Source organism: Priestia sp. P5_B4, assembly GCF_056400385.1.
On record NZ_JBFULJ010000001.1, the window covers coordinates 54,492 to 81,245 of the forward strand.

The following is a 26,754-nucleotide window of genomic DNA, read 5'->3' on the forward strand; positions in this document are numbered from 1 at the left end:
AGCTACTCCTTCAGCATGTAGCCAACGCCGCGCACTGTTTGAATGTAAGGAGTTGAAAATGAAGCATCAATCTTTTTACGTAAATAACGAATGTATACGTATACAATATTTGTGTCTCCGTAATAATCAAATCCCCAAACGTTTGTAAGAAGCTGTTCAAAGCTCAGCACTTGATTTTTGTTTTGAAGCATATAGACAAGTAAGTCATATTCTTTAGGAGTCAGCTCAATAGCTTCATTTTCACGCGTAACTTCTCGCGTTTTTTCGTTAACGACTAAATTGCCTAGTTGAAGAGTGGCTGTTTCTTGTTCAGGAGTCGATGTTGATGCAGGATGGCGAAGCCATACGCGAATGCGTGCAAAAAGCTCTTCAATTTGAAAAGGCTTTGTAATGTAGTCGTTTGCTCCTAAATCTAGTCCGCTTACCTTATCAGGAAGGGCGGCTCGAGCTGTTAATAAGATAACGGGCGTTTGATCATCATTTGCTCGAATGCGACGAAGTACTTCGAGTCCGCTCAGTTCAGGAAGCATCACATCTAAAAGCAGCAAATCCCAATCGTGTTCTTGAAACTCTGCCAATCCTTCTGTTCCCGTGTAAGCCATGCCCGTTTCGTACCCTTCATGTTCAAGCTCGAGCTGAATTAAACGAGCAATTTTGCGCTCATCTTCTACTATTAAAATTCTGCCTTTACTCAACAAAAATTCCCCCTTGTGTCTATGTATAGTTGCGTACATTATAGCACGGAGAGATTGGAGGTGTATAAAAACAGCCGGAGGTTAGTCCGGCTGCTGATCTGCTGAAAGAGGAAGGTGCAAGATAATGGCAGTGCCTTCGTGAAGAGTAGATCTTACTTCGATATGGCCTTTATGAAGTTCACAAATAGCTTTTGCGATGCTCATGCCAAGTCCAGCACCTTCTGTTTTTTCCGTTGTATTTGTGCCGCGGTAATAGCGGTCAAATAAATTTTTCTGCGTTTCTTCATCCATTCCAATTCCATCATCTTGAATCGTAATCAAGACGCGGTCACTTTTTATCGCGGTCGAAATTGTAATGGTAGTGTTCTTAGGGTTATGTTTAATAGCATTAAAAATTAAATTATCAAGCATTCGTTCAAACCAGCGCGGGTCAGCTTGAATAAAAGGTTGAAGATGAGCGGGCACATAAGAGAAGTGAACATTTTCAATGGTTCTATCGTTAACGAATTTTAAAACAATATGCTGAAGTAGTTGATGAACGTCTACTTTTTTTGTTTCTAAAACAACCACGTTATTTTTAAGCTTAAAGGCCAATGAAAAATCCTCTACAAGCTCCACCATGTATTCACTTTTATCACGGAGTGTTTGGCCAATTTCTTTTAACTCTTCTTCGTTCCAATTGTAATGGCCGCTTTCAAGCATATGCCCATATCCTTGAATCGTCGAAAGAGGTGTGCGCAAATCATGTGATATTCCCGTCATCCATTCTTCGCGAGTAGTTTCTAGCTGCTTTCGTTCTTTTTCAGCTAAGCTAAGCTGCTCCGCCATCTCATAAAAAGCGGTGATTACTTCTGAATACAGACGATATTGAAAGCGTACTTTTCCATTCTTCCGAAAGACGCGCTTCCGCTCTTTTTGTGTTAGCACTTCTGAATAGTTTCCGCTTCCCATGCGCCCGAGCCAGCTGGTGAAGAGAAGTAAGGGTCCGCCGTAGCGAAAAGCGTTCCAGATGGAGAAAGCGATGGTGGCTATAAGAACGGAAACAGCCACGATGATGGAGATCATCCAAGCTTTTCGAATAATAGATTCATCGGTTATACTGTGGTAATTATTAGGAGTGTAAAAAACCCATGAAATTTTCTTCTTTGGATCATGGAATACAGTAGCTGTTGAATCATATTTATCTTGTTCAATTTTTCGGGAAATAATTTCTAAAGGATCGTAACGTGTTTTTTCTTTAGACATTCTAATTGAAGCTAAGATATCACCTTTCTCATTTAAAATTTGAAGCGAAGCATCTTTTTCTTTTAACGCCTTTTTGATAAGAGGGATATCGCTTTTGGGAGGCACACTTTTTTTATTGTATTCAGCATACAAAGCATATAGCTGGTCTTTTAAATCACTTTTATAGCCCAAAATATAATAAGTAGGTGTAGTCAAAAAGGTATCAAGTTCTGTTACTACATTATAGCCTTTAAATTTTTTGGTTTTATCCATTTCTAATAACTCTGAAAGACCGTAGTGCTTAGGTAAGTCTTTTGGGGAGTTAATTTCTCCAATTACTTTTCCTTGTTTGTTCAGTACTTGGTACCATAGTCCTTCTTGTTTAAGCTGTTTTGCTAAATCATCTGAAACGGTTGCTTTTCCACCTTCAACTGTTGTATCCCCCGTTAACACGCTAAGTGATCCAGAGGGTAAGTCTCTTTTTATATCTTGCTTTGAAAGGTAATAAGCTAGAAACATTAAAGCGCAAAAAAGAACGCAGCAAACACATGCAATAATCGCAATAAACTGAAATGAAAAATGAAAGGTCAACCTTCTTTTAATGGATTTCATAGCGCTTTTCCGTTCACTAATTTATACCCAAGCCCTCGTACCGTAACTAAATGTTTTGGGTTGCTAGGATTATCTTCAATTCGTTCTCGAATTCTTCGAATATGCACGGTTACTGTATTATCGTCTACAAACTGATTATATCCCCAGACGGCTTCAAGAAGCTGTGATTTAGAAAGAACAATATTCATATTTTTACAAAAGTGAAGAAGCAATAAAAACACTTGTGCGGGGCAAGAAACCGTTTGACCGTCCACAATGAGTTCTCCTGCCGATTCATCTACAGTAAAACGATCAAACTCATAGCGATTTGACGATTGTGGTTCCGTTCTTATAGAAGTTCCTTCAGTCAGCGCTTGCTTTCTGCGCAGTCGTGCTTTAATTCGTGCCGCAATTTCTAAAGGATTAAACGGCTTAGTTACGTAGTCGTCTCCTCCCATGGCGAAACCCGTTAGTACGTCCAGGTCGGATACTTTGGCTGTTATGAATAAAATATACGCGTTTGAGAGCTCACGAATTTTAGGACAGATATCAAATCCGCTTTGATCGGGAAGCATTACGTCCAACAAAATAATATCAATTGTTTGATTATGTAAAACATCCAGCGCTTCTTGAGCGGTGTGAGCTTTATAAATTTGGTTGAATCCTTCTTTTTTTAATACTGTCTCCAGCATTTTGACGATGGCAATTTCATCATCAACTAGCAATATAGACGCATCTTCCAACGTAAATCACCTCTGTTTCATTTCATACGTATTCGATTTTAGCATAAGAACATTACGAAAAGATTAACAAAATTGGAAAATGTTAAGGAAAAGATAATCTCCTGGTTATTTTCTTGAAAACTTCATTTCATATACTAAATGCACAGACACATAGTAAAGGAGTTAAAAGGATGAGTAATGATTTTAGGCGGGTTAAAGTAATTGATAGTATGAGAGGATTCAGCTTGTTTGGTATTTTACTAGCGAATATGCTGATTTTTCAATATGGCATTTACGGAAAGGATATGATTCATCTCTTCTCGCTATCACCAAGTGATTCAGCAGCCTATGTCTTTTTAAAAGTCGCGGTAGAGGAAAGTTTTATACCGATTTTCACCTTTTTATTTGGCTATTCAATGGTGAAGATGAAAGAAAGCTTAGAAAGAAGGAAGCTAGGGGTAAAAAGGCATTTCTTTCGCCGTTTTCTTCTACTTCTAGGGTTTGGCTTACTGCATGGAGTGTTTTTATGGGAAGGAGATATTCTTACATTTTACGGAATGATGGGAGTATTTTTACTACTTTTCTTTTTAAAGCGTAAAGCCAAAACACTTTTGGTGTGGGCATCGATTTTGCTGGTCCTTACAGGAGCATCCGGATACGGTTCATTAAACGATAATATGTATCTTCTTAGCGATAAACAAACGCTTACGACATATGTAAAAGATACGATTCATGTGTATGGAAGTGGAACTTATGAACAGATTAAAGACCACCGCAACAATGTTGATCCGATGAATATAGCAGGATATAAATTTGCTTTTGCCTTCTTGTTTACGCCATTTATAATGGGCGCTTTGTTTTTATTTGGTATGTATGCAGGAAAGAAAAAGTGGTTTTACGATGTTTCAGCTAATCAAAAACAGTATGGCCGTTGGGCAGCCGCGCTGATTCCGCTTGGCTTGCTGTTAAAAGGGACTATGTACGTATGGCCAGATGCGAATTGGGCTGGTTCTACACATATGTTAGGTGGAAGTCTTCTATCTCTTGGTTATATTGCAGGCTTTGCTTGGTTATATGCGAAATACGAGAAGTCATTTTTGATAAAGGCTTTTGAAAGTGTAGGCAGGATATCGCTTAGTAATTATTTAATGCAAACGGTCATATGCACGACGATTTTTTACGGTTACGGATTAGGTTATTTCGGAAAGCTCGGCATGATTGCAGGGATTTTTGTCTGCATAGGTATTTACGGAATTCAGCTTATCAGCAGCTATATGTACGTGCAAAAATTTCAAACTGGACCGGTGGAAAAGCTACTGCGTATATGGACAAATTTTTCTTGGAGTGGAAAGCCCAAAGAAAAAAAAGCCTTACCGGCGGAAGTAAATCATCCTTTTGTTGGATGATAGCAGTCAAATTTATTTAAAAGGAGATTTTAAAAATGTGGGCTATTAGTGTAAAAGAGTTTCAAAGCTTATTTAAAAGTATTAAATCAATTATCGTTATCTTAATCGTATGCGGTGCTTCCTATGGAATAGCCCATATAGTTAGTCAACTTGGAGGTCAACTGACGAGTGCACAGATTCAAGATGGAGCCAACGGGGGAATTTTGGTGATGCTTCTCGGGTTCGGACCTTTATTTATTTCAAGTCTTTCTCATAATGTTATTAATCAAGAAATTAAAACAAGAACAGCAAGGTTTTTAGTTACCAAAACATCAAGAGAGCGTATTGTACTAGGAAAATTCTTAGGTATTTGCTGTTTCTGGCTTGTTTGTATCTCTATTTCATTTCTACTGATTGTGTTTATTTCGCATCATTTTTCTTTTTATATATTTTTAGAGTGCCTGCTATTCACCGTTTGTATCATTTCATTTGTTTTAATGCTTTCAGCTTTAATGCCAAGCCCAACTCATACTATGTTTTTATCAATTATTTTATCGTTTGTTCTACCGGTACTGAGCGTGTGGAGCATATTTTCATCAAAAGCGTACATTGCATGGTTTAAGTATGTGACACCCTACTACTATTTAAAGCTGGAGAAAGGGTATCTAACAGTTCTTCTTATTTTTGCAGCACTTTGTTTATGTACGGCACTTTGGAGTTTTAAAAGGAGAGAAGTATAATATGTATGCTATTGAAACAAGTAAATTAACTAAAAAATATGGATCTAAAACAGTTGTTAACGGTATTAATTTACAGGTACCACAAGGGGAAACTTACGGATTTTTAGGAAGAAACGGAGCAGGAAAGTCTACATTTATTAATATGCTTACCGGCGTTTCATTTCCTTCAGCAGGAGAATTTACGCTGCTGGGACAGAGTGATATTGATTTAGAGCTTCAGAAGAAAATAGGTGTGCTTCCTGACTATGCTAACTTTTATGATGAGATGACAGCGCTCAATCATTTGCGCTATTTTTTAAAGATAAACGGCCATCGTTTTTCGAAAGAACACTGTAGTATTGTACTGAAGAAAGTAGGATTAGAAGGACATGAGCATCAGAAAGTTGGAAAGTTTTCATTTGGAATGAAAAAGAAGTTAGGAATTGCTCAAGCAATTGTAGCAGACCCAGATCTTATCTTTTTAGATGAACCAACTTCTGGAGTAGATGTTGAATCTGCTCTTCACATTCATGAACTAATAAGAGAACTCCAAAATCAAGGCAAGACAATTTTTATGACGTCTCATAATTTAAATGAAGTTGAGAAGATTTGTACACGTGTAGCGATTATGAAAAATGGGGTCATTTTAATAGAAGGTACAATGGAAGAGCTGCGCTTTCAATATCAAGCGAAAAAAACGGTGATGATTAAACATGATCCCTACCCAAGCAGTCATAAAGAATATATTCAACAGTTTTTCCGTACGTTGAGTCCCGAAGTTGAATACCATCACATGTACACAAAAGTGATGCTTCAAAAAGAAAGAAATATTCCTCTTATTATTCGCGAATTGATTCAATGCGGCATCGACATTTATCAAGTTCACGTCGAAGAACCTTCTTTAGAGGAAATCTTTTTGCAAAAAAATATTGTGGATCACTCACAGGTGAGTTAATGGGCGAAAGTCCGTTGGTTTACTACTCAGTCTGAATACATTATTTATAAATACCAGTTAGGAAGCTTCTGACAAAAACATGTTCATTTTCTCAAGAAACTGATAAGATAGCTAATGACATTTAAAAATAAGAAAGGATTTCGATTATGTTATCAGCTATTAATTCAGTAGATTATACCATCTTCCACGCGGTGAATCAGTATGCCTCACACGTAAAGCCTCTAGATTCGCTGATGGTATTCTTTGCAGATTATGCCCAGTATGTACTTATCGTTTTACTCGGCTTGTTTTTACTTATTAATAAAAACGGCAGCCGTGTTGTAGCATTTCAAGCTTTGTGTGCTTGTGCCACAGGAGTCATTATCAATAAAGTGATTAGTTTATTTGCTTATCGAGATCGTCCGTTTATCTCTCACCACGTGAATCAGCTTGTTGATCACGCCGCAAATTCTTCATTTCCAAGCGATCATGCTACATCTGCATTAGTTATCACTTTTACCATTTGGCTGCATTTCAAACGTTCAGGGCGCATGTGGGTTGTCATGGGCGTACTCATTGCCTTTTCACGCGTATGGGTTGGCGTTCATTATCCATTCGATGTGTTAACAGGAGCCGTTTTAGGCTGCGTGCTGGCGCTGTTTATTCATTATGTTATTTTTAATACGAAACTGATGAGGACCATTACCAACTTGTCTATCTTTCGAAAATCAGCTTATGACGAACAGTCTCAATATTATTAAGAAAAAGTCGCAAATACGCGGCTTTTTTTATTGGGAAATTTTTAATGTATTTAATACTTGTTTTTTAAAATTAAATTGCGTACAATTAAATAACGGAAACGATAAATAAAAAACTTTTAATAAAATTAATGAAAAAGAGGAGAGGTTTATACATGAAAGCTTTATATGAAACAACAGTCGTTAACACAGGTGGAAGAACAGGAGAAGTTCACTCTTTAGATAACATCTTTAACTTAGACGTTGCAACACCTCCAGCGCTTGGTGGAGAAGCAACAACAGCAACAAACCCAGAGCAGCTGTTTGCAGCTGGATACAGTGCTTGTTTCAACAGCGCGTTAGAATTTATGTTGAAAAAACATAACGTAGAAATCAAAAGCAGTGAAGTAAAAGCTACTGTTCAGCTGCTTCCTGATAAAGCTGATCAAGGAGTGAAAATTGGAGTAGCGCTTGAAGCACATATCGAAGGCTTAGATTTAGAAACAGCGAAAAAATATGTAGACCTAGCTCATTCATACTGTCCGTATTCAAAAGCAATCAGCGGCAACGTAGACGTAACGGTAGAAGTAGTTTAATTGCTTTAAAAAGCCCTGCTAAGCATGTAAAGCTTAGCAGGGCTTTTTTATTTGAATTTTCTCTATTCATTTGTAAGCGGTACTAGTATAATGAGGAAGAAAATGAATCATTCGCACAGTTTAGGTGCTCTTACATAGCGTAAGAGGTAACAGGGAATTGAGTGCAAATCTCGAGCGGTCCAGCCACTGTAAACAGGGAGTTTTCTATCTTATCGTCACTCAAAATGGGGAAGGCGGTAGAAAATGATGATCTCAAGCCAGGAGACCTACCTATTCTGTACACTTGACTCTTCTAGGAAAGAGGCGGTGTATCAAGGTACGCAGTGAGCAATTGCTGTTTATTTTCATATGCCGATACGTCCTCAATTTCTATAGAATTGAGGCTTTTTTACGTTTTATTTTAAAAAAAGGAGTGTAGGAAATGGAAGGTTTATCAGTTTTTTTACTTGTCTTTTTATTAGGAATCAGGCACGGATTGGATGCAGATCACTTAGCTTTTATTGATGGCCAGACCCGATATAATTGGAGAATGGGCAGCCGTTTTGCCCCGTGGGTTGGAACGCTGTTTTCACTAGGTCATGGAGGAATGGTGGCCGTCACGGCCGGGGTGCTGGGCGTGGTGATGAAGAATTTTACGTTTCCATCATATTTCGATCATTTTGCATCTTGGGTATCCATTATCTCTCTCTTTCTGATTGGAACATTAAACACATATCATTTGCTTCGAACTAAAAATAAAGAAGAAGAGTTTCAGCTGAGCGGATTAAAAGGGAAGTTTATTCCGAAAATCGCAAAAGGAACAACGAATCCTTTTTTAATTATTCTTGTAGGGGCATTGTTCGCTTTAGCAGCCGAAACGGTCAGTCAAACGGCCGTGTGGTCTCTAGCTGTAGGGAACGCAGGCAAGTATACGCCGCTTTTGTTGGGACTAGTGTTTATGTTTGGCATGATGCTTACAGATACAATCGATTCGATGATTGTACATAAAATGGTGAATGAATCGAGTAAATTTGGACAATCTGCTTCCCGCTTGATGGGCTGGGTTATTGTTGTCCTCGCGTATGGTGTGTCGTTCTATTTAGCATTCACTTTCTTTAACCCATGGGCCGAAGTAAACTTTGAAATGGTTGGCGTTATTCTGTTTATTTTTTTAGTGTCTATGTTTGTTTTTGTGAGTGTGAAGTCAAAAGGGAAAAATATTAAAATAAATGTCAATTAGTCAAACGAAAGCTTTAATCTGTTGAAGATTGAAGCTTTTTTGTATGAATTTGTTGAAGTTTATGGCTATTTTCGGTCGGTTATGAATAAGTTAAAGTATTATCTGTATTTAAAGGATGGAAAATTGTCTGAAAACCATTATAATTAAGGATAATTTAAGGTCGTTATGTGAAACGTAGAACATAGTTATACGTAAAATAAATAAAAGCATTTAATGCAAGCAGCAGGGGTTGTTTGGAGGAGGAATTGATTTGAGTCAGGTAATGGTAGAACAAAGCGTGTTTAGTTATTTAAAAGAACACGAACAAGATATGCTTGAAGATTTAATTGGATTTGTGAAAAAAGAATCACCGTCCTACAGTAAAGAGTTAGTAGATCAGTGTGGAATGTATTTAACGCAGCTGTTTCAAAAGCGGTTAGGGGTAGGGTACGAAATCATAGAAGAAAAAGAAGTAGGAAACCACTTGAAATTTACGATTGGAGAAGGAGAAAAGCAGCTTTTAATTATCGGTCATTTTGACACGGTATGGGAAAAGGGGAGGCTGAGTCTAAGAACGGAGGGAAACAAGCTGTATGGTCCGGGAATTTTAGACATGAAAGGCGGCATTGTACAATCTATATGGGCGATTAAAGCGATTCAAGAGCTTGGCTTATCGCTCGATAAAAAAATTGTGTTTTTCTGTAATTCGGATGAAGAGATTGGGTCAATTTCTTCTAAAAAATACATTGAAGAAGAAGCACAAAGAAGTGAAGCAGTGCTAGTAGCGGAACCAGCGGTGGCGGGTTCAGGTGCGTTAAAAACGTCGCGCAAAGGAGCGGGGATTTTCACCGTAAAAGTATGGGGACGAGCAGCACACGCGGGTAATCACCACAAAGAAGGAATCAATGCGATTGAAGAGCTGGCGCGCCAAGTGATTTTCTTGCAGGGCTTAACAGATTATGAAAAAGGTACAACGGTGAACGTTGGGACATTTACGGGAGGCAGCGGTACAAATGTAGTGCCGGAATATGCAGAAGCGCACGTGGATTTACGTGTTTCTACAGAAGAAGAAGCAAAACGCATGACGGATATTATTTTGAATTTAACACCCATTTTAAAAGGGATTAAGCTCGAAGTAACGGGAGGTATGAATCGTCCTCCGATGGTCAAGTCTAAACAAACGGAAGAGCTATTTGAATGCGCTCAGTCAATCGCGGCGAAACTGGGTATGAAATTGGAAGAAGCAGCTGTGGGCGGCGGAAGTGATGGCAATTTTACAGCGGCCATTGGAGTTCCCACGCTGGATGGATTAGGAGCATGCGGAAAAGGAATACACGCAGAATATGAACATATTCAAATTGATACGTTGTCCGAGCGTTCTTCTTTATTTGCGAATTTGCTGCTGCAAATATAAAAAAAGCCCGCCTCAAACGGCGGGGACTAATTTTAAAGCTTATATTGGGAGAGTATAAGCTTTCTTTTTTTATTTACTGCTTTCTTCTTGAAGAGAAAAGGCAGTTTCTTTCTTTTTGAATACCACTGCATCAAGAGCAAGGAACTGGCTTCCTGCAAGAAATAAGTGAGCAGACATGGCAATTAAGGCAATATCAAATTCAAACCCGCCAACAAATCCGCTTTTAAGCTTGGCTGTAAAAATGGCGCCAAGCATAACTGCCACAAATAAAGCAGATACGACTCTTGTTGCTAGGCCAAGAATAATAAGAATCCCACCTACAAGTTCAATGGTTGCAACAATATATGCCATGAAACCAGGGATTCCTAAGCTATCGAAGAACCCTACTGTATTTTCAATCCCGCCTTGCCATTTTTGAAAGCCGTGTACTAAAAATGTAAAACCTAATACTAAACGAATAATAAGTGAACCAATTTCGACGTTTTTATTCACTTTACTTCCTCCTTTAAGTGTATTTGAAAAACACTACATTATGTAGTGTTAAAGCCCGAAAAAAGAAATGTAGCAATTAAATCAGAAAGTCTTTCTTATTTGGATAATTTTATAACATTATGAACATCACACTACACATTGTAGTGTGATGTTTGTCCTTAGTCAAGTGGAAATATAAAATTAGACCATTTGGCATACAAAAATTTTCTGAAGAGCACTTGAAAAATCCTTTAATTATGTACAAGTTAGTCCCTTATTTTCAATCTTATTCTCCAACATGCTATACTGATGGCGGAGGTGTTACGATGCGTTTAGAAAATAAAAGAGTTATTGCGCTTGTTAGTGCAGACTTTGAAGATCTAGAACTATGGTATCCAGTGATACGTCTTCGAGAAGAAGGAGCAGAAGTACATTTAGTTGGAGAAAAAGCAAACGAAACGTACATGGGGAAATACGGTGTTCCAGCCGTATCGGACTACGCGTTTAAAGATGTTGATCCAGCTGAATATGATGCTATTTTAGTACCTGGGGGCTGGGCGCCGGATAAACTGCGCCGCTATCCTGAAGTAATTGAAATGGTTCGTCATATGGATGAACAGCAAAAGCCAATCGGTCAAATCTGCCATGCAGGATGGGTATTAATTTCTGCAAAAATCTTAGATGGCCGAAACGTAACAAGTACGCCAGGAATCAAAGATGATATGGAAAATGCGGGAGCTATTTGGCATGATGAAGCAGTCGTAATCGACGGCCACATTATTTCAAGCCGCCGTCCGCCAGACCTTCCTCCTTATGCAAAAGCATTTGCTGATGTACTAGCAGAGCAATAAGAAAAAAGCCGAAACCACATTGGTTTTGGCTTTTTTATAAGATCCGCTAAAAAAAGAAATGATAAAGTAAATAAAAAAGTATCATTAAAAAAGCGAGCAGATGCATCTGCTCGCTTTTGTTTGTGTTTCTTATCAGTAACTTGCTTTTGCAAGTGTAAAAACAAAATGATTACTTTCTTTATAAAATCCATGATTACGGTTTTTGTATGTTTCGTTGTTGTTAGGGCACAATTAGCATTGATTGTGCTTGCATGGATTTCATCCATTGCCGCGGTTTGTTTTTCCACATGATCGATTAACCTAAACGACGCAAGCCCTACCTCTCTTGCATCCTTACGGCTCCGAAGCCGATCCAGTGTGAATAAGTTTTGTTCAAAGACATGTGTCGAATGCCAGTATTTTTACCTTGCATTGTACGATACATCCTTTCAAGTTACTTTCACTATGTCCAGCTCTTAAAGAAAAGCCAGAAATCTAAATATAACATCTCAGTTGATCTATGTCAAATAGAAAATGTGATTTTTTCACGTGAAACAATTGCAGCTAAAACATGGTTAAATAAAGGGATATCTTTTTTATATGGAAGAGTTTTTTGATACGATAAGTTAGAGGAATCCTAGAGGAGGATGAAAAATGAATAAAAATGAACAGTTTCGAAATGATGTATTGAGAAGTGTAGAATCATTAACATATCAACAATTAAATCAACAGCCAGCATCTAATACATGGAGCGTTATGCAAGTATTAGAACATTTATATTTGATGGAGCGCATGATTGTTTCACGTGTAAAGGATCAGTTAGAAAACGGTGTGGATCAGCCAACTGAAGATAAGCCGTTTCATTTAGCGGTAGACCGTTCGCGAAAAGTAGATGCACCGGCTCAAGTTACGCCTTCTAATGAAAAGCAGACATTAGAAGAAATGAAGAGTAAGCTGGCAGAATCAAGAGCAGCTTTAATAGAGCTAGAAGAAACAGCAAGTGAAGACAAGCTAAAGCAAAAATCATTTCCACACCCTGTGTTTGGGTTAATGGATTTAAAGCAGTGGATTGATTTTATTGGCTATCATGAAAAGCGTCATCAAGAACAAATAGAAGAAATCAAAACAGCAATTCGTGCATAAAAAAACAGGCAGTCCGCCTGTTTTTTTATTTTTGGACCAAAATAGGATAGTCCGACATCATCCAAATACCAACACTATATGTTTGGGGATTATGATTCCCTACGGTAGAGCCTGTTTGAATCGTAAACGAGAGTTGCAGAGGATCTTGATCGTAATAAATCGTTTGCTTGGTGGAAGGGGAATAAAGGCGCTTCGGAGGGATTTTAGGAACCGTATCCGTCGTGTTAACAAAACAGCGGCTATTTGAAACAAGATTTGTGTATGTTTGAACGAATTGAGGATCACCTACTCGAGGAGCTCCGTAGTTGTACATTGTAACTTCCGGAAAAGATGCGTTTGTGGCGACATCTAAGGCATGAAGAGCAGCGAGTGCACCACCTAGGCTATGCCCTGTTATATAAAGTGGCTTGGGGGTAAGGGACTGATATGTTTCAAAAATTTCATCACGGCAGGATTCGTAAACGGCTAAAAAACCTTCGTGAACGAGACCAGCTTGTTGATTGTATGGATAAGGGCGCTGCCTAATGCGAGCATCAGTAATCCAGTCTGCCTCAGATTGAGTTCCTCGAAAGGCAATTACGATAGAGTCATCAGATTCTAAAATAAAACCAAACCATTCTTGCACCCCTACGGCAGAAGCTTTAAACGATTTAATAAGCCGGTAGCCTTCAGGTACATCAAATGTGCCTCCCTGTGCGTATTGCTTATAAGCTAAGACGCACGCATAAAGAAGGTCTAGAGCTAAAGGACGATAAAATAAAGGCTCTATTCTCATCATTGTTTTTCACACCTTCTAATAGAAAATAACTCCTATAGCCTATGTGTTCCTGAGAAGAAAGGTGCAGATACCTCTCTTTTGAAAGCGATAATTACGGAATGTAAACGGTTTATCGTTAGATGTTTTTGAAGATTTTATAAGTTTTTTTGTGTATTTTAACTAAAAATAAGTTTTAATTTAGAGTTTTATTGTTAAAATTTATAATTTAACTTATAATTTAAAATAGTCTGAATGAAAAAATAAGGGGGTTATCGTTTGGAGCAATTTGTAACGAGTTTGAATAATGTGCTATGGAGCACACCTGTTATTTATGGGTGTCTTGCGATCGGCCTGTTTTTCTCAATTTTAACGAGGTTTTTGCAGGTAAGACACTTAAAAGACATGGTTATGCTGATGTTTCAGGGTAAAAGCTCAGAAGCAGGAGTTTCTTCCTTCCAAGCCCTGTCTTTAGCGCTGTCGGGACGAGTCGGAACAGGAAACATTGCTGGAGTTGCAACAGCTATCGCTTTTGGAGGTCCAGGAGCTGTATTTTGGATGTGGGCAGTTGCTTTTATTGGTGCTTCTAGTGCATTCATCGAATCAACACTTGCTCAAATTTATAAAGTTAAACAAGATGGCCAATATCGAGGTGGTCCAGCGTACTATATCGAAAAAGGAACAGGTATGAAATGGTATGGCATTTTATTTGCTATTGCAGCACTTGTTGCGATGAGTATCTTAATGCCGGGCGTTCAGTCTAACTCCATCGCGCTTGGCATCGACAACGCATTTGGCGTTAGTCCAACGGTTACAGCAGTAGGATTAGTTATTATTCTTGCTTTTATTATCTTTGGAGGCGTTAAGCGTATTGCAGGGGTGGCCCAATTCGTTGTCCCTTTTATGGCACTTGGGTATATTATTTTAGCTCTTATTATTATTGCCATGAACATTTCCGAGTTGCCGGGAGTGATCGCTCTTATTTTTAAAAGTGCTTTTGCATTAGATTCTGCTTTTGGAGGAATTGTTGGTTTAGCTGTTTCTTGGGGAGTTAAGCGCGGTATTTATTCAAATGAAGCAGGGCAAGGAACAGGTGCACACGCAGCAGCTGCAGCAGAAGTTTCACATCCGGCGAAACAAGGCCTTGTACAAGCTTTTTCGGTTTATATTGACACACTGTTCGTTTGTTCAGCAACAGCGTTTATGATTTTATTCACAGGCATGTACAACACGGAAGGACCAGGTGGTTCATTTATTATTTCAAATTTACCAGGTGTAGAAGCAGGGCCTGGATTTACACAAGCTGCTATTGAAACAGTGTTGCCGGGATTCGGAGCTGGCTTCGTGGCAGTAGCCCTATTCTTTTTCGCGTTTACAACGATTATGGCTTATTATTACATTGCTGAAACAAATATTGCTTACCTAACTCGTGGAAAGAACGGAAAGTGGGCTATGTTTGCATTAAAGCTTGTCCTTCTAGGAGCTACGTTCTACGGCTCAGTTAAACAAGCATCACTAGCTTGGGCGTTAGGTGATGTCGGGCTTGGTATCATGGTATGGCTAAATTTAATTGCTATCTTAATTTTAGCTAAGCCTGCGTTAGTTGCATTAAAAGACTATGAAGCTCAGAAAAAACAAGGGGTAGACCCTGTGTTTGATCCTGTTAAGCTAGGAATTAAAAATGCAGACTACTGGGAGAAAGAATATAAGAAAGATGAGTCACAAGTTTCGTAAACAAGAAAATCCTCACATATGTGAGGATTTTTTTATGAAGAAAGCGAGACAGATGAGTTATTTAAGTTATATCGATCCTTCAAACAATGAATACGGTGTAGTTCTTCAAGCAGATGGTGAATTGCAAGCAGTTCGTACAGCATTGTTGTTTCTGTTGAAAAAGGCTGATCCCCTCTGTTTTCTTCCTGCTTATGTGCCCAAAACCTTTGTTTTAAAGTCAAAACAAGCGTTTGATGATGCAAAGAGCTTTTATATTGTTCATTTTGTAAGACGTTATGAAAGGAATTGAATGTATCCCATATTACTTGATGTCTTGCACTTTGCAGCTGATGAGCAGGCAAGTAAATTAAATTACCAATATGGTAGACAAGCTGCCTCATAAGAGAAAGTTTCTTATATTCATAGTGGAATTTTCTCATAGCTGTACGAGTGAAATGATGAAACTTCCATTCTTTTCGCTGATACTCACAAAGCGTCTCAATTTTTTCAATTTCAGCGGAAAGCTGCTGAAATTGAAGCTTTGTTTGTTTATGACAAGCATGTACTTGGGAAAGTTCGCTTCCTCTTTGCTGTAAAACGCTGCTCATTTGTTTTGAGAGATTTTGAATTTCCCTCGTAATAATCGGTGTATAATTAGGAGGAAGAACGCTGATATTCACAAGTGAAGAAGTAAGCAGCCCAATACTGGTGGTCGCTAAGCGAATTAAAAACGAGATGAAATAATGATCGTGCACAATCGTCAGCATAGCCACTCCTGTTAGCGTGGCAACGAGTGTTCCTGCATGCAAACGCAATTTAGAACAGGATATAATAGTAGAAACAGCAACAAGCATATAGGTAAGCGGCGTCACTCCTAATAGAAATGTGTAAAGCATGGCAAAAGCAGCTCCGATTGCTGAAGCAGGAAAGCGGATGAACGCTTTTTTAATAGAATCGGCAGCGGTTGGTTCAATCGTAACAATAGCTGTAATAACAGCGAGCATATATGGCCAGCCGATAGACTGGCAAATGAGTGCAGTCAAAAAAACGGCAATGCCTGTTTTAATAATACGACCGCCTAAAAAATTGAATTTTTTTATGTAAATCATTATGCATACCTTCTTTAAAACAGTTAGTAGTTTAATTATAAGGCATATTAAGGTGATAGGAAAACACGTCTTAAAAACTAGCTTTTAAAAAACGAATAAATATACTATAATTTGTTTAAATATTTAAAAGAGGAGTACGACTAATGAAACAATTAATAAATGAAGCAATTAATAACTTACAGGAGACATTTTATGATGTAAGCAAATATATTGGGCAAAACCCTGAGCTTGGCCACGAAGAATTCAAAGCGTACAAAGCATTAACGGATGTTTTAAAAGAACAAGGGTTCACAGTTGAAATTGGTACATGTGACTTGCCAACGGCTTTTACTGCTGTTTATGACAGTCAAAAGCCAGGTCCGTCGATTGGGTTTATGGCTGAGTACGATGCTTTGCCGGATCTCGGACATGCATGCGGACATAACTTAATTGGAACCATGTCGATTGCAGCTGGTATTGGTCTTAGTAAAGCAGTTGCAGAAACAGGCGGCAAAGTATACGTATATGGAACGCCTGCAGAGGAAACACGAGGCGGCAAAGTAACGATGGCCGAGCAAGGCATTTTTAATCATTTAGACGTAGCTATGATGGTACATCCTTATTACTGTCACCAAAAAAGCGGACGTTCTCTTGCAATGGATGCCATTCAGTTTGAGTTCTTCGGAAAATCCGCGCACGCAGCTGCTGCTCCTCATGAAGGAATCAACGCGTTAGACGGCGTATTACAAACGTTCAACAGCATTAATGCGCTTCGCCAGCATGTGAAGCCGGATGTACGCATTCATGGAGTGATTACAGAGGGAGGCAAGGCGGCCAACGTTGTACCGGATTATGCAGTAGCGCAATTTTATGTCCGCGCTTCAACTCGTGCATATGTAGATGAAGTGACAGAGAAGGTGAAGGCATGTGCAAACGGCGCTGCTCTAGCCACGGGAACAAAATTAAAAATCTCAAACTATGAGTTTTCTTATGATGATATGCAAACGAATCAAACATTATCCGATGTCTATACAAATAATCTCATCTCATTAGGCGTGAGTGAACAAAGCATTACGGAAGACCAAGGCGATCATGGATCTTTAGATATGGGGAATGTAAGTCAGGTTGTTCCGGCTATTCATCCGTATATTCAAATTTGTGATGATTATTTTGTTTGTCATACGCACGAATTCAGAGAAGCAGCTTTAAGTGAGCAAGGAAGAGAAGCAATGATACTCGGGGCACAAACAATGGCATTAACAGGGTATGACGTATTAACAAATCAAATGCTGCTCCAAAAAATCAAAGAAGAATTTAATGCTACAAAGTAAGAGGTAATGATAAAACCATACCAAATAATACGCTTGCGACTGCAAGCGTATTATTTAGTATGAGAAGTGGGACTGAATGGTTCGGAAAATTTGACCGTGGCGCTGTTCATCGCTCGCAGCTCGAACAATGCGGCTTTGAATTCGAGCATTTGTGATTCTTCTAGCGATTGATTGATAAAATGGAACGGTTTCTACTTCATCTTTAATGGATTCAGAGACCCCTTCTTGAAAAGTATTTGGTAGTTTTATGTTTAATGAAATTTGTGGGTAGCTGCCTGATAAATCATAATAGGCTTTAGAAAACCAGTCAAAGTGTTTAATTTCATCCTGCCGAATACCTAATATAGCTTGTTGAACCTGATTATTAGGAGCCAGTTCTGCTAAGCGTGTATAGTAGTGAATAGCGAAAAACTCATCGTTTACAGCTTTGTTTATATCTCTTAGAAGCTGTTCGTCTAGCCTTGTATCATCTTCCCAATATTCTTCATGCCGGGAGTAAAATTCATACATATGGATATGCCTCCTCACCGTTTTGTTCTCTTGTCGTCACCATCATCGTATGTATAGACGAGAAAAGACGTACATTAAAAGAAAAAAGTTTAACAAAATGGTAAAAAGGGTATGTGCAGAGAATAGTATCAAAAAAGACAGAGGTTATCTTATGATTAAAATTGTAGCTAAAACCAAAGAAGGAGCTATTAAAGAAATAGAAATGAATGAGATTCGTTCAAGCCATGACTTTCAATGGTATTGGGTTGATTTTTACAATCCCACCGAGGAAGAAAAAAAGCTGCTTGAACAATTTAATTTTCATCCTTTAGCAGTTGAGGACTGTTTAAATCAAGGTCAGCGCGCTAAATTTGAGTTGTATGATGAGCATTATTTTTTAGTCTATTATGCCCTTCATAAAGAAGAGCTTGAGCACTTAGAAGTATCTGCGTTTGTAGGGGATAACTTTTTAGTCACTTACCATATGGATAAGCTAACGAGCGTGGCTAGGGTGTGGGAGCTTATCAAAAAAGACCCTGAGGCTACCGAAGATGGAACATGGGATATCATGTATGAACTCTTAGATCATACCGTGGACGAATACTTCCCCGTGCTTTATAAATTTGAAGATCACATAGACGACATTGAAGACAATGCAAAAGACGAACCTATGGATGAATTAATGAGGCAGCTTTATGACATCCGAAGTGATTTGTCACGAATGCGCCGCATTTTAAACCCCATGAGAGATTTAATGTATCGTATTATGTCAACTAATGCGTTAAAAGCAAAAGAGCAGGTTCGCTATTTTAATGACATTTATGACCACTTATTAAATATGATTGAAATTATGCAAGCAAGCAGGGATTTGTCAAATGATATTCGAGAAAGCTTTATGTCCATTAACTCGGATCGTATGAATTCAATCATGTTTACGCTAACGCTTATGTCAGCTATTTTCTTACCGTTGACGTTTATTGCTGGCCTCTATGGCATGAACTTTTCATATATGCCGGAACTGACGGGGAAATATAATTATTTTATTGTACTTGGCATTATGATTGGGCTTGTAGGCGTAATGGTCTTTGCCTTTTATAAAATGGGATGGTTTAAATATCGAAAAGGACCGAAACTATAAAGTAGATTGTTGACCTTCCTGTATAAATGTTAATCAACTCAGTAAAAATGAAATTAAATAAGCGAAGATCTTATCTGACTCTAGATAAGATCTTTTTCTTGTGCTATAAACAAGAAAAGCAGGGAAGCGAGGGAAGAATGTGAAACACGGAAGAATGGGTCTGCGAAGCATCACGGTGCTGCTTGTATGCATGGTGGTGATTCTATCGCTATTGTTAACGGATTTATTAGTTAGCAGTTCAATTGGAAAAAATATTCGGGATCAACAGGCTGAAAAAGCTCGGACTATTGCTACGATTATTTCAGAATCAACGAACGTGAAAGAAGGACTAGAGACAAAAACACCTCAGTCAATTCAAGAATTCACTAAACGAATTCGTAAAAAATCAAGCGTCTTGTTTATCGTTGTTATGGATATGAATGGAATTCGGCAATCTCACCCAGATCCTAAAAAGATAGGAAAGAGGTTTGCCGGAGGCGATGAGCAAAAATCATTGCACGGGAAATCTTATGTATCTGTATCAAAAGGAACGCTCGATAAATCTCTGCGCGCTTTTGCACCTATTTATAATGAAAAAAATCAACAAATTGGCGCAGTAGCTGTGGGGATTTCTTTGAATAATGTAAATGAAGCAATTAGAGATGGGCATCGTCGAATTGTTTTAGGTTCATTAATTGGTTTACTTGTGGGTATTCTTGGTGCTATTTTATTAGCGAATTACATAAAGAAAATTTTATTTGGCTTGGAACCTTCTGAAATTGCTAAAATTCTAGAAGAGAGAAGTACCATGCTGCAGTCGGTTCGTGAAGGAGTGATAGCTGTTGATAAAGAAGGTAATATTACACTTGCTAATCGTTCTGCACGCCGTTTATTTGTTAAAGCAGGGTTAGCACCAGAGCCAATCGGTTTGTCTATTCGAGAATATATGCCCACCTCCAGGCTGGACGACGTTTTGTCTACGGGGGAATCTCATTACGATGAAGAGCAATTCATAAATGGAGTAGCCATTGTGGTTAACAGGGTTCCGTTAGTAGTAAACGAAGAGATTGTAGGGGCACTTTCTACGTTTCGGGATAAAACAGAAGTTAACATCTTAGCAGAACAGCTAACAGGTGTTAAAATGTATGTGGAAGCGCTTCGAGCACAATCGCATGAATTTATGAATAAACTTCATGTGATTTTAGGAATGGTGCAGATGAATTATTATGATGAGCTAAAAACGTATATTCATCAGCTTGTTAATCACCGTGTCGATGAATCTAGTTCAGTGACTAAATCTATTAAAGATCATGCGTTGGCAGGGTTCCTCATGGGCAAAATGAGTTATGCTAGAGAGGAAAGCGTAGAACTGACGTTTTCCGCTGATGAAGTTATTCCAGAACCTTCAGATCCACACGTTACTCATCATCTCATTACCATTATTGGGAATTTAGTTGATAATGCAATTGATTCAGTTCGTCATCAAGCCTCTAAAAAAGTGTCCGTTATGCTTGTTTATAAAAACAATAAACTTACGATTCAAGTCACGGATACAGGCTGCGGCATTCCTTCCGATACAATGAATCAGATTTTCAAGAAAGGCTTTTCTACAAAAGGCACGAGCAGAGGGTTTGGGCTGCATTTAGTGAAGCAAACGATTGACGAACTAGGTGGCCAAATCGTCATTGACTCATTTATAAATAGCGGTACCACATTCTATATTGATATTCCGTACGAAACAAGGAGAGATCAAGTTGATTAAAGTATTAATTGTTGAAGATGACCCAATGGTTGCTCAGTTTAATCAAAAGTACATTGAAGAGATAGAGGGGTTTACAGTGGTCGCTGTTGCTCATTCGGGTCATGAAGCCTTGGTGAAGGTAAATGAATATCAAGTTGATTTAGTGCTGCTTGATGTCTTTATGCCTGGACAAAATGGTTTGAAAGTTTTACAAGAGATTCGAACAAAACAAGAGGAAATAGATGTCATTTTTATCACCGCTGCTTCGGATGCCCAAACGATTCAGCAAGCTCTACGCTACGGAGCGATTGATTATTTGATTAAGCCTTTTACATTTGAACGCTTTTATCAAGCACTTTCGGCTTACAAACAAACATTTCGTACGTTAAAACAGCAACCTAAGCTTAACCAACAGGAATTAGATGGGCTGCTGTCTAATAAAAAAATAAAAGAAGCTCGGGTAGAGCCGTTGCCTAAGGGTTTAACGACAGGAACATTAGAAGTTATCGTAGAAGCCATTGAGCATCTTAAAGATCACCCTTTTTCGACTGATGATGTAGCTGAAAAAACGGGAATTTCAAGAGTGTCTATTCGGAAATATTTAAAATTTCTAACAGATATAGGTCTTCTTGGAGAAAGAATGACTTACGGCACAATAGGACGACCTGTGTATGCGTACTTATACAATGAACAAAACCGTCACTTGCTGCATCACTACCTCGTTGACTTTGAAAAATAAAGAGATTGACCTGTCAGAGACGTCCGGTGCTATTTTGTCAGTGTGAGAATATTTTACTGTAGAGTGCGGGTGAGTTAAGTGGTATGGTTGATAATAACAAAGGAAAAAACAAGTCGTTTGACTGAAAAAGAGGTGGTTTCTTGATTGAAAGCATAGAACGCTTGACTGAATTACTGTTATCAGGGAATCAAGATGAAGCTTGGAATATTGTGTGGAAAAAAAGACAGCAGGGTTTCGATACATTTTATATTTTTCAGCAATTCATTTCAGTGTCGATGGCTCAAATCGGTATGATGTGGGAAGAAGATGAAATTTCAGTGGCTGATGAACATTTAGCTACTACTACCTGTGACTATGTTTTGTCACGCTATCAATTGTGTATAAGACAAGAAGTTATTAAAAATGAAAAAAAAGGTCTGTTTTTGTGTATAGAAAATGAACAGCATTTTTTAGGTTTAAAAATGATTTCCATTCTCTTTGAAGAGCACGGTTGGCAGACGAAACTTTTAGGAGCAGACTCTCCGCTTTTACATGCAACGCACGCTGTTGAACAATGGAAACCTGATTTAGTAGGAATCTCGTTCAGTTTAACTCATCATATAGAAAAAGCAAACGAATATATAGAAGGATTACAAAAGACAAAACATCAGCCGCTTATTTTAGTTGGAGGTCGAGTAGTTTCAAGCTATAAGTTTCCTTTTGCTCAAACAAATCAAGTTCGGTTTATTGCACAGTTAGAGGAGTTGAAAGAGTTTTTTCATTATCAATCGATTAGGGGGATTAAGGTTGTCGACTATTAAATATGCTCCGCTTCCTGTTTTTATTATGGATGAGGAAATGAATATTCTAGCGCAATCTGATGAAGCAGCCGATTTATTCGGAGAGGTTCAACATTTTTTAGAAATTGTTGACGAAGATAGTCAGATCAAAGCTAGAAAACGATTAGGGCAGAAGAAAAAAATAAAAACAGAATTAGTCATGCATTCGCGCAAAGCTAAGATGTCTCTTTATACCGTGAATTGCAAATGGGAGCAAGATAAGGCGCATGTGATATGTGTAGAGGAAGATTCTCAAATTAGAATTCTTTCAGAAAAAATCCAACAACATACAGCGCGTTTATCTGAAACAGACTTAGAACTGCTGCTGCAAAAAGAACGATTAGAAAAAGCAATGAACCGAGTTATAGAACTGTCGGGACCGTTTATTCATTTATCGAACAACATGGTGCTTATACCTCTGTTTGGCGATTTATTTGAGGAAGTCATCATGAAAAATGAGCATCGGCTGCTCAGACAAATAGATGAAGAAACGGTTGATCGAGTTATCATTGACTTTAATGGAATAGGTCAAATTGATGAACGAGGTGTTGCAGCCCTAGAACATTTAATATGGGAATTTCAGCTAATGGGTGTACAGATTTATTTAACAGGTGTGACACCCGATCATAGTCAATGGCTTCACCAGTATCATTTTCAAGCAAATGTAAAATCTATTAGTAACTTAGGTCAGGCCATTCATCAATTTTTTACAACGGCATGAAATGACTACAAAAAGTGAACACTTCATATAAAGACAATAAGACAGGGGATCAATACTGATAAACAGGTGATTAAAATTTGGTGAAACACGCGCGTAAAGTAGCTTTAAGAATTTCAATTATATATATCATTATTGGCGCTGTATGGATCTTGATATCTGATAATATATCTAGAACATTAGCGCAAGGTCGTTTTGAAGTATATATTTTTTTTCAACAATACAAAGGTTGGTTTTTTATTTTAGCTACGGGGATTATTTTGTATGGGTTGGTATATAGGAGAGCTTATAAACTAGTGGAGTCCCAGCAAGAGCTCGTAGTAAAAGAACACGAACTTCAAACGAGCAATCAGCACTATCAATCTTTATTCAAACATAATCCCGATGGCGTTTTTGAAATAAGTAAAACGGGTGAAGTTCTTCTTGCTAATCCAGAAGGTGAAGCAATCGTTGGATACTCCAGTGAAGAATTGCAAAAGATGAAACCTTCAGCTCTTATCGCAGCTGAAGAGTTTGATATGTGTAAAGAGTATTTTAAAGAAGTGCTGAATGGAAAAGGTGCTAAGTTCGAAATGAATGTGATCAATAGAAAGCGAGAAAGACGGTTGCTTAGGTGTTCTTTGCTTCCCATCATCGTTCATAAGCAGGTAGTAGGTGTATTTATGATTGCACGCGATATTACTACATACCGTCAAGATGAAGAGCTTATGATAACCTCGGAAAAAATGTCCGTTATTGGACAAATGGCAGGCGCCGTCGCACATGAAATTAGAAACCCGCTTACTTCTTTAAAAGGCTTTGTACAGGTTATGCAAGCCTCTAAGGAAACAAATGACACATATTTAGATATTATGATGTCTGAAATCGACCGCATCAACCTAATCTCCAGTGAAATGCTCATTCTTGGAAAAAAGCAGCATGTATCTTTTGAAAAGACCAATTTATGCGAGATTTTAAAACAAGTTATTACGCTAATGGAAGCGCAGGCCAATTTAAATAATGTTTCTATTTTATTGAAAGAAACAGCCAAAAGGCCTATTTATGTTTCGGCTGATGCAAATCAATTGAAACAAGTGTTCATCAACGTGATCAAAAACGGTGTAGAAGCTATTATGGAGAAAGGTCATATTACAATAACAGTTGAAGAAAAAGATACACGAGCATTGATTCACTTTGAAGACAATGGAATCGGAATGAGTCAAGAGAGGATTGAACAAGTAGGAACGCCGTTTTATTCTACAAAAGAAGCGGGCACTGGCTTAGGGCTGGCCGTGTGTTACAAAATCATGGAGCGTCATCAAGGTACCATGCATTTTAAAAGCGGTAAAGGAAAAGGGACAACGGTTATTATTGATATGCCAATTATAGAACGAAACAGCCGCCTCTCGTAGCTCAGAGAGGCGGCTGTTTTCTTAAAAAAGAGGAAGTAAGCAGCTGAGCCCTTTGCGTCTGGATCCATATAGGACATAAAACCTCCTTCTTATACAAGTTTTCGTCCATAATAAAGAGGATCATATTGTTTTCTATAGAAGCAATAGTGTATCATAGTTGAAGCTATGTTTATTGGTGTAGAAAAGTTAAGGTAACAACCGATTTTTCTACTGACGGATTGACAGGGTCCCTTGGGATAAGAAAGGTTTATTTATAAATAGAAATTAAGGTCAGTATTAACGCACATGGCCACTGATACATTCGTTTAATTGAAATGAAAAAAATCGTTTATAATATCGAGAAAAGCATGGAAAAGGAGATAGATATGAGTCAGTTTATAGAGAATTTACAGCCTTTTTTACAAGAGGCGTGGAAAAAAGCAGGGTTCAATGAGCCTACTGCCATTCAAACGAAAGCTATTTCAGAGATTTTAGCTAATAAAGATGTAATAGGAGAATCCCCAACGGGAACAGGAAAGACGCTGGCGTATTTGTTGCCTGTCTTACATCGCATTCAGCCGGGACCATCTCATATTCAAGCTGTTATTTTAGCATCTTCCCATGAATTGGTTATGCAAATTCACGGTGAAATTCAAACTTGGTCGCAGGGAAGCGGTATTTCAAGCGCTGCGTTTATTGGCGGAGCAAATATGAAACGGCAATTAGAAAAACTCAAAAAACGTCCCAATATCATTGTTGGTACCCCAGGACGTTTGAACGAGCTAATTAAAATGAAGAAATTAAAGATGCACGAAGTCAAAACAATTGTGATTGATGAAGCGGATCAATTGTTTGTACCTGAGCATGTTCAAACGGTTCAACAGATTGTAAAAATGGCGTTAAGTGATCGTCAAATCCTAGTCTTCTCAGCTACTGTATCAGAACGTACCAAATCGCTAGCGAAAGATATGATGAACTACCCTCTTGAAATAGAGGTAGGAAGAGATGAACTTCCGGCTTCGAAGGTAGAGCATGTATACATCAAAAGTGAAGCTAGAGATAAAGTGGACGTGCTTAGAAAACTAGTTCGTCAAGAACAAATGAAAGCTTTAGCCTTTTTTAAAGGAATTGATACTCTAATCGAGTTTGAAGAAAAATTAACATTTAAGCGTGTAGAAGCAGGCTCTTTGCACAGTGAAACGAAAAAAGAAGATCGTGCTACGACGATTAAAGGGTTTCGAAAAGGAGATTTCCCTGTCTTATTAGCAACGGATGTCGCAGCTAGAGGATTAGACATTAAGGGATTGACGCATGTAATTCACATCGATGTTCCTCAAGATGCAGATCAATACGTCCATCGCTCAGGTAGAACAGGCAGATCGGGAGCAGAAGGTACAGTCATTTCTCTTGTGACTGAACGTGAAGAGCGAAATTTAAAACAAATCGCACGTGAACTTCAACTTTCATTAGTGAAAAAAGAGCTTTATATGGGTGAAATCGTGGATGAAGGAACAAAAGAGCAGTCCCGTACAGCTAAAAAACCTTCAAAAAAGCCATTTAACAAGAAAAAGAAACAAAAAGGTCGAATGTAAACTAGGTATTCTTCCTTTTTATAACAGCAGTGTTACAACCTAAAAAGCAACGTCTACTGCTTTATAACAGCAGCCTGGCGTTGTTTATTTTCTCTATTTTACCTGTATAAATAAGTAAAAAAAGAGAAATGTAGATATTTTTTCCTAGGTATGAAAATAGTTTGAATGATGGATTTTGTTTTTTGTAACCTTATTTTAACATTACTTTAAGAGACTTCTAATAAAAGAGGAAGAAGGACGTGGGGACATTTTATGGATGCAATTGATGATCTCTTTGACGACATAGAGCGAAGAAGAAAAAGTAAAGAATATAGTCGAGATGCAGATCAATTAGAATCATATTTACATGAAGTTCAACGTATCATGGAATTTCTTGAAGAGGGTATCTATCTGTTTCAAAATTCGCACCAACAATATGCGTCAGATTGGTCAGGGCGTTCTAAGAGCTCATATGAGGATATTTATAATGATATTACGCAATCTACTTTTCATCTGTACGACGTAAGGGATGAATTGTTTCAAACTTTACGCTTAGAAATTTCACGATTAAGAGAGTTAGCATCGGCGTAATAAATAACATTATCGACTCACTCCTTTAGAAAGTGAGTCTTTCCGTATAGGCTTA

27 protein-coding genes, 1 pseudogene and 1 riboswitch are annotated in these 26,754 nt (G+C 38.1%); of the genes and pseudogenes, 19 read left to right on the top strand and 9 right to left on the bottom strand.

All coding sequences use genetic code 11. The features are described from left to right. Positions 1 to 2: 2 nt before the first annotated feature. The 3 genes from AC1DRF_RS00250 to AC1DRF_RS00260 all read right to left on the bottom strand — a co-directional run bounded on the left by AC1DRF_RS00250 (position 3) and on the right by AC1DRF_RS00260 (position 3,253). Positions 3 to 695 carry a response regulator transcription factor gene (locus AC1DRF_RS00250; RefSeq protein ID WP_477740214.1) on the bottom strand — a complete coding sequence of 231 codons (693 nt, stop codon included), beginning with the start codon at positions 693 to 695 and terminating at the stop codon, positions 3 to 5. An 81-nt stretch (positions 696 to 776) separates the two neighbouring features. Beyond that, a complete protein-coding gene (locus AC1DRF_RS00255; RefSeq protein WP_477740215.1) occupies positions 777 to 2,372 on the bottom strand; it encodes a sensor histidine kinase in 1,596 nt (531 codons plus the stop codon). Positions 2,373 to 2,527: 155 nt separating this feature from the next. Next, positions 2,528 to 3,253, bottom strand: coding sequence for a response regulator transcription factor (locus AC1DRF_RS00260; protein WP_043975761.1), 726 nt, complete (start codon positions 3,251 to 3,253; stop codon positions 2,528 to 2,530). Between the two features lie 170 nt (positions 3,254 to 3,423). Here AC1DRF_RS00260 and AC1DRF_RS00265 point away from each other — a divergent pair, with 170 nt between their 5' ends. From AC1DRF_RS00265 to AC1DRF_RS00295, 7 genes are all read left to right on the top strand, one after another. After that, positions 3,424 to 4,638 (top strand): DUF418 domain-containing protein, encoded by a 1,215-nt coding sequence (locus AC1DRF_RS00265; protein WP_477740216.1) that lies wholly within the window; start codon positions 3,424 to 3,426, stop codon positions 4,636 to 4,638. Positions 4,639 to 4,673: 35 nt separating this feature from the next. Next, entirely contained in the window at positions 4,674 to 5,357 is a 684-nt protein-coding gene (locus tag AC1DRF_RS00270; protein ID WP_043975758.1) for an ABC transporter permease, read from the top strand. A 1-nt stretch (position 5,358) separates the two neighbouring features. Continuing rightward, a complete protein-coding gene (locus AC1DRF_RS00275; protein ID WP_477740217.1) occupies positions 5,359 to 6,291 on the top strand; it encodes an ABC transporter ATP-binding protein in 933 nt (310 codons plus the stop codon). 146 nt (positions 6,292 to 6,437) lie between these two features. Continuing rightward, the gene (locus AC1DRF_RS00280) at positions 6,438 to 7,031 is read left to right on the top strand and encodes an undecaprenyl-diphosphatase (protein ID WP_477740218.1); all 594 of its coding nucleotides are present in this window, start codon (positions 6,438 to 6,440) and stop codon (positions 7,029 to 7,031) included. 152 nt (positions 7,032 to 7,183) lie between these two features. Then, on the top strand, positions 7,184 to 7,603 hold the full coding sequence (locus tag AC1DRF_RS00285) for an organic hydroperoxide resistance protein (protein ID WP_013055083.1): 420 nt from the start codon (positions 7,184 to 7,186) through the stop codon (positions 7,601 to 7,603). A 105-nt stretch (positions 7,604 to 7,708) separates the two neighbouring features. After that, positions 7,709 to 7,891, top strand: a riboswitch (cobalamin riboswitch). Between the two features lie 133 nt (positions 7,892 to 8,024). Then, on the top strand, positions 8,025 to 8,822 hold the full coding sequence (locus tag AC1DRF_RS00290) for a HoxN/HupN/NixA family nickel/cobalt transporter (protein WP_013055084.1): 798 nt from the start codon (positions 8,025 to 8,027) through the stop codon (positions 8,820 to 8,822). Positions 8,823 to 9,051: 229 nt separating this feature from the next. Then, entirely contained in the window at positions 9,052 to 10,215 is a 1,164-nt protein-coding gene (locus AC1DRF_RS00295) for a M20 family metallopeptidase (protein WP_043975748.1), read from the top strand. A 69-nt stretch (positions 10,216 to 10,284) separates the two neighbouring features. Here the strand turns inward: AC1DRF_RS00295 and AC1DRF_RS00300 are convergent, their stop codons facing one another. After that, positions 10,285 to 10,707: a DoxX family protein gene (locus tag AC1DRF_RS00300; protein ID WP_016762814.1), complete on the bottom strand. Its 423-nt coding sequence runs from the start codon at positions 10,705 to 10,707 to the stop codon at positions 10,285 to 10,287. A gap of 305 nt (positions 10,708 to 11,012) precedes the next feature. On the opposite strand from AC1DRF_RS00300, the gene AC1DRF_RS00305 reads away from it, so the two are divergent. Further along, entirely contained in the window at positions 11,013 to 11,537 is a 525-nt protein-coding gene (locus AC1DRF_RS00305; RefSeq protein ID WP_427076835.1) for a type 1 glutamine amidotransferase domain-containing protein, read from the top strand. Here the strand turns inward: AC1DRF_RS00305 and AC1DRF_RS00310 are convergent. Then, positions 11,498 to 11,803 carry a hypothetical protein gene (locus tag AC1DRF_RS00310; protein ID WP_427076834.1) on the bottom strand — a complete coding sequence of 102 codons (306 nt, stop codon included), beginning with the start codon at positions 11,801 to 11,803 and terminating at the stop codon, positions 11,498 to 11,500. The genes AC1DRF_RS00305 and AC1DRF_RS00310 overlap by 40 nt on opposite strands. 367 nt (positions 11,804 to 12,170) lie before the next feature. On the opposite strand from AC1DRF_RS00310, the gene AC1DRF_RS00315 reads away from it, so the two are divergent. After that, entirely contained in the window at positions 12,171 to 12,659 is a 489-nt protein-coding gene (locus AC1DRF_RS00315; RefSeq protein ID WP_274157404.1) for a DinB family protein, read from the top strand. A gap of 25 nt (positions 12,660 to 12,684) precedes the next feature. On the opposite strand, the gene AC1DRF_RS00320 is transcribed toward AC1DRF_RS00315, so the two are convergent. Then, positions 12,685 to 13,437, bottom strand: a complete 753-nt coding sequence (locus AC1DRF_RS00320) for a lipase family protein (RefSeq protein ID WP_274157405.1) — start codon at positions 13,435 to 13,437, stop codon at positions 12,685 to 12,687. A 255-nt stretch (positions 13,438 to 13,692) separates the two neighbouring features. On the opposite strand from AC1DRF_RS00320, the gene AC1DRF_RS00325 reads away from it, so the two are divergent. Beyond that, on the top strand, positions 13,693 to 15,147 hold the full coding sequence (locus AC1DRF_RS00325; RefSeq protein WP_063248473.1) for an alanine/glycine:cation symporter family protein: 1,455 nt from the start codon (positions 13,693 to 13,695) through the stop codon (positions 15,145 to 15,147). A gap of 32 nt (positions 15,148 to 15,179) precedes the next feature. Here the strand turns inward: AC1DRF_RS00325 and AC1DRF_RS00330 are convergent, their stop codons facing one another. Beyond that, positions 15,180 to 16,235: an aromatic acid exporter family protein gene (locus tag AC1DRF_RS00330; RefSeq protein WP_477740219.1), complete on the bottom strand. Its 1,056-nt coding sequence runs from the start codon at positions 16,233 to 16,235 to the stop codon at positions 15,180 to 15,182. A gap of 143 nt (positions 16,236 to 16,378) precedes the next feature. Between AC1DRF_RS00330 and AC1DRF_RS00335 the strand changes: the two genes are divergently transcribed. After that, complete coding sequence (locus AC1DRF_RS00335) at positions 16,379 to 17,545, top strand: M20 family metallopeptidase (protein ID WP_274157407.1); 1,167 nt, start codon at positions 16,379 to 16,381, stop codon at positions 17,543 to 17,545. A 54-nt stretch (positions 17,546 to 17,599) separates the two neighbouring features. On the opposite strand, the gene AC1DRF_RS00340 is transcribed toward AC1DRF_RS00335, so the two are convergent. Next, positions 17,600 to 18,055, bottom strand: coding sequence for a ferritin-like domain-containing protein (locus tag AC1DRF_RS00340; RefSeq protein WP_274157408.1), 456 nt, complete (start codon positions 18,053 to 18,055; stop codon positions 17,600 to 17,602). Between the two features lie 151 nt (positions 18,056 to 18,206). Here AC1DRF_RS00340 and corA point away from each other — a divergent pair, with 151 nt between their 5' ends. The 3 genes and pseudogenes from corA to AC1DRF_RS00355 form a co-directional block, all read left to right on the top strand. Next, entirely contained in the window at positions 18,207 to 19,172 is a 966-nt protein-coding gene (gene corA, locus AC1DRF_RS00345) for a magnesium/cobalt transporter CorA (RefSeq protein WP_274157409.1), read from the top strand. Between the two features lie 154 nt (positions 19,173 to 19,326). Then, positions 19,327 to 20,913: a DcuS/MalK family sensor histidine kinase gene (dcuS, locus tag AC1DRF_RS00350; RefSeq protein WP_477740229.1), complete on the top strand. Its 1,587-nt coding sequence runs from the start codon at positions 19,327 to 19,329 to the stop codon at positions 20,911 to 20,913. After that, positions 20,906 to 21,238 (top strand): annotated as a pseudogene (locus AC1DRF_RS00355) (response regulator); the annotation flags it as partial. The gene dcuS and the pseudogene AC1DRF_RS00355, both read left to right, overlap by 8 nt. Positions 21,239 to 21,479: 241 nt before the next feature. On the opposite strand, the gene AC1DRF_RS00360 reads toward AC1DRF_RS00355, so the two are convergent. Further along, positions 21,480 to 21,629, bottom strand: coding sequence for a DUF952 domain-containing protein (locus tag AC1DRF_RS00360; protein ID WP_350494489.1), 150 nt, complete (start codon positions 21,627 to 21,629; stop codon positions 21,480 to 21,482). A gap of 142 nt (positions 21,630 to 21,771) precedes the next feature. Here AC1DRF_RS00360 and AC1DRF_RS00365 point away from each other — a divergent pair, with 142 nt between their 5' ends. From AC1DRF_RS00365 to AC1DRF_RS00385, 5 genes are all read left to right on the top strand, one after another. Beyond that, positions 21,772 to 22,431, top strand: coding sequence for a cobalamin B12-binding domain-containing protein (locus AC1DRF_RS00365; protein ID WP_274157411.1), 660 nt, complete (start codon positions 21,772 to 21,774; stop codon positions 22,429 to 22,431). Next, positions 22,418 to 23,170 (top strand): STAS domain-containing protein, encoded by a 753-nt coding sequence (locus AC1DRF_RS00370; RefSeq protein WP_274157412.1) that lies wholly within the window; start codon positions 22,418 to 22,420, stop codon positions 23,168 to 23,170. The genes AC1DRF_RS00365 and AC1DRF_RS00370 overlap by 14 nt, the downstream gene beginning before the upstream one ends. Positions 23,171 to 23,463: 293 nt before the next feature. Next, the gene (locus AC1DRF_RS00375) at positions 23,464 to 24,558 is read left to right on the top strand and encodes an ATP-binding protein (protein ID WP_477740220.1); all 1,095 of its coding nucleotides are present in this window, start codon (positions 23,464 to 23,466) and stop codon (positions 24,556 to 24,558) included. Between the two features lie 365 nt (positions 24,559 to 24,923). Further along, positions 24,924 to 26,129 carry a DEAD/DEAH box helicase gene (locus AC1DRF_RS00380; protein WP_274157413.1) on the top strand — a complete coding sequence of 402 codons (1,206 nt, stop codon included), beginning with the start codon at positions 24,924 to 24,926 and terminating at the stop codon, positions 26,127 to 26,129. Between the two features lie 252 nt (positions 26,130 to 26,381). Continuing rightward, positions 26,382 to 26,699 carry a hypothetical protein gene (locus tag AC1DRF_RS00385; RefSeq protein WP_013055102.1) on the top strand — a complete coding sequence of 106 codons (318 nt, stop codon included), beginning with the start codon at positions 26,382 to 26,384 and terminating at the stop codon, positions 26,697 to 26,699. The last annotated feature ends 55 nt before the right edge of the window (positions 26,700 to 26,754 follow it).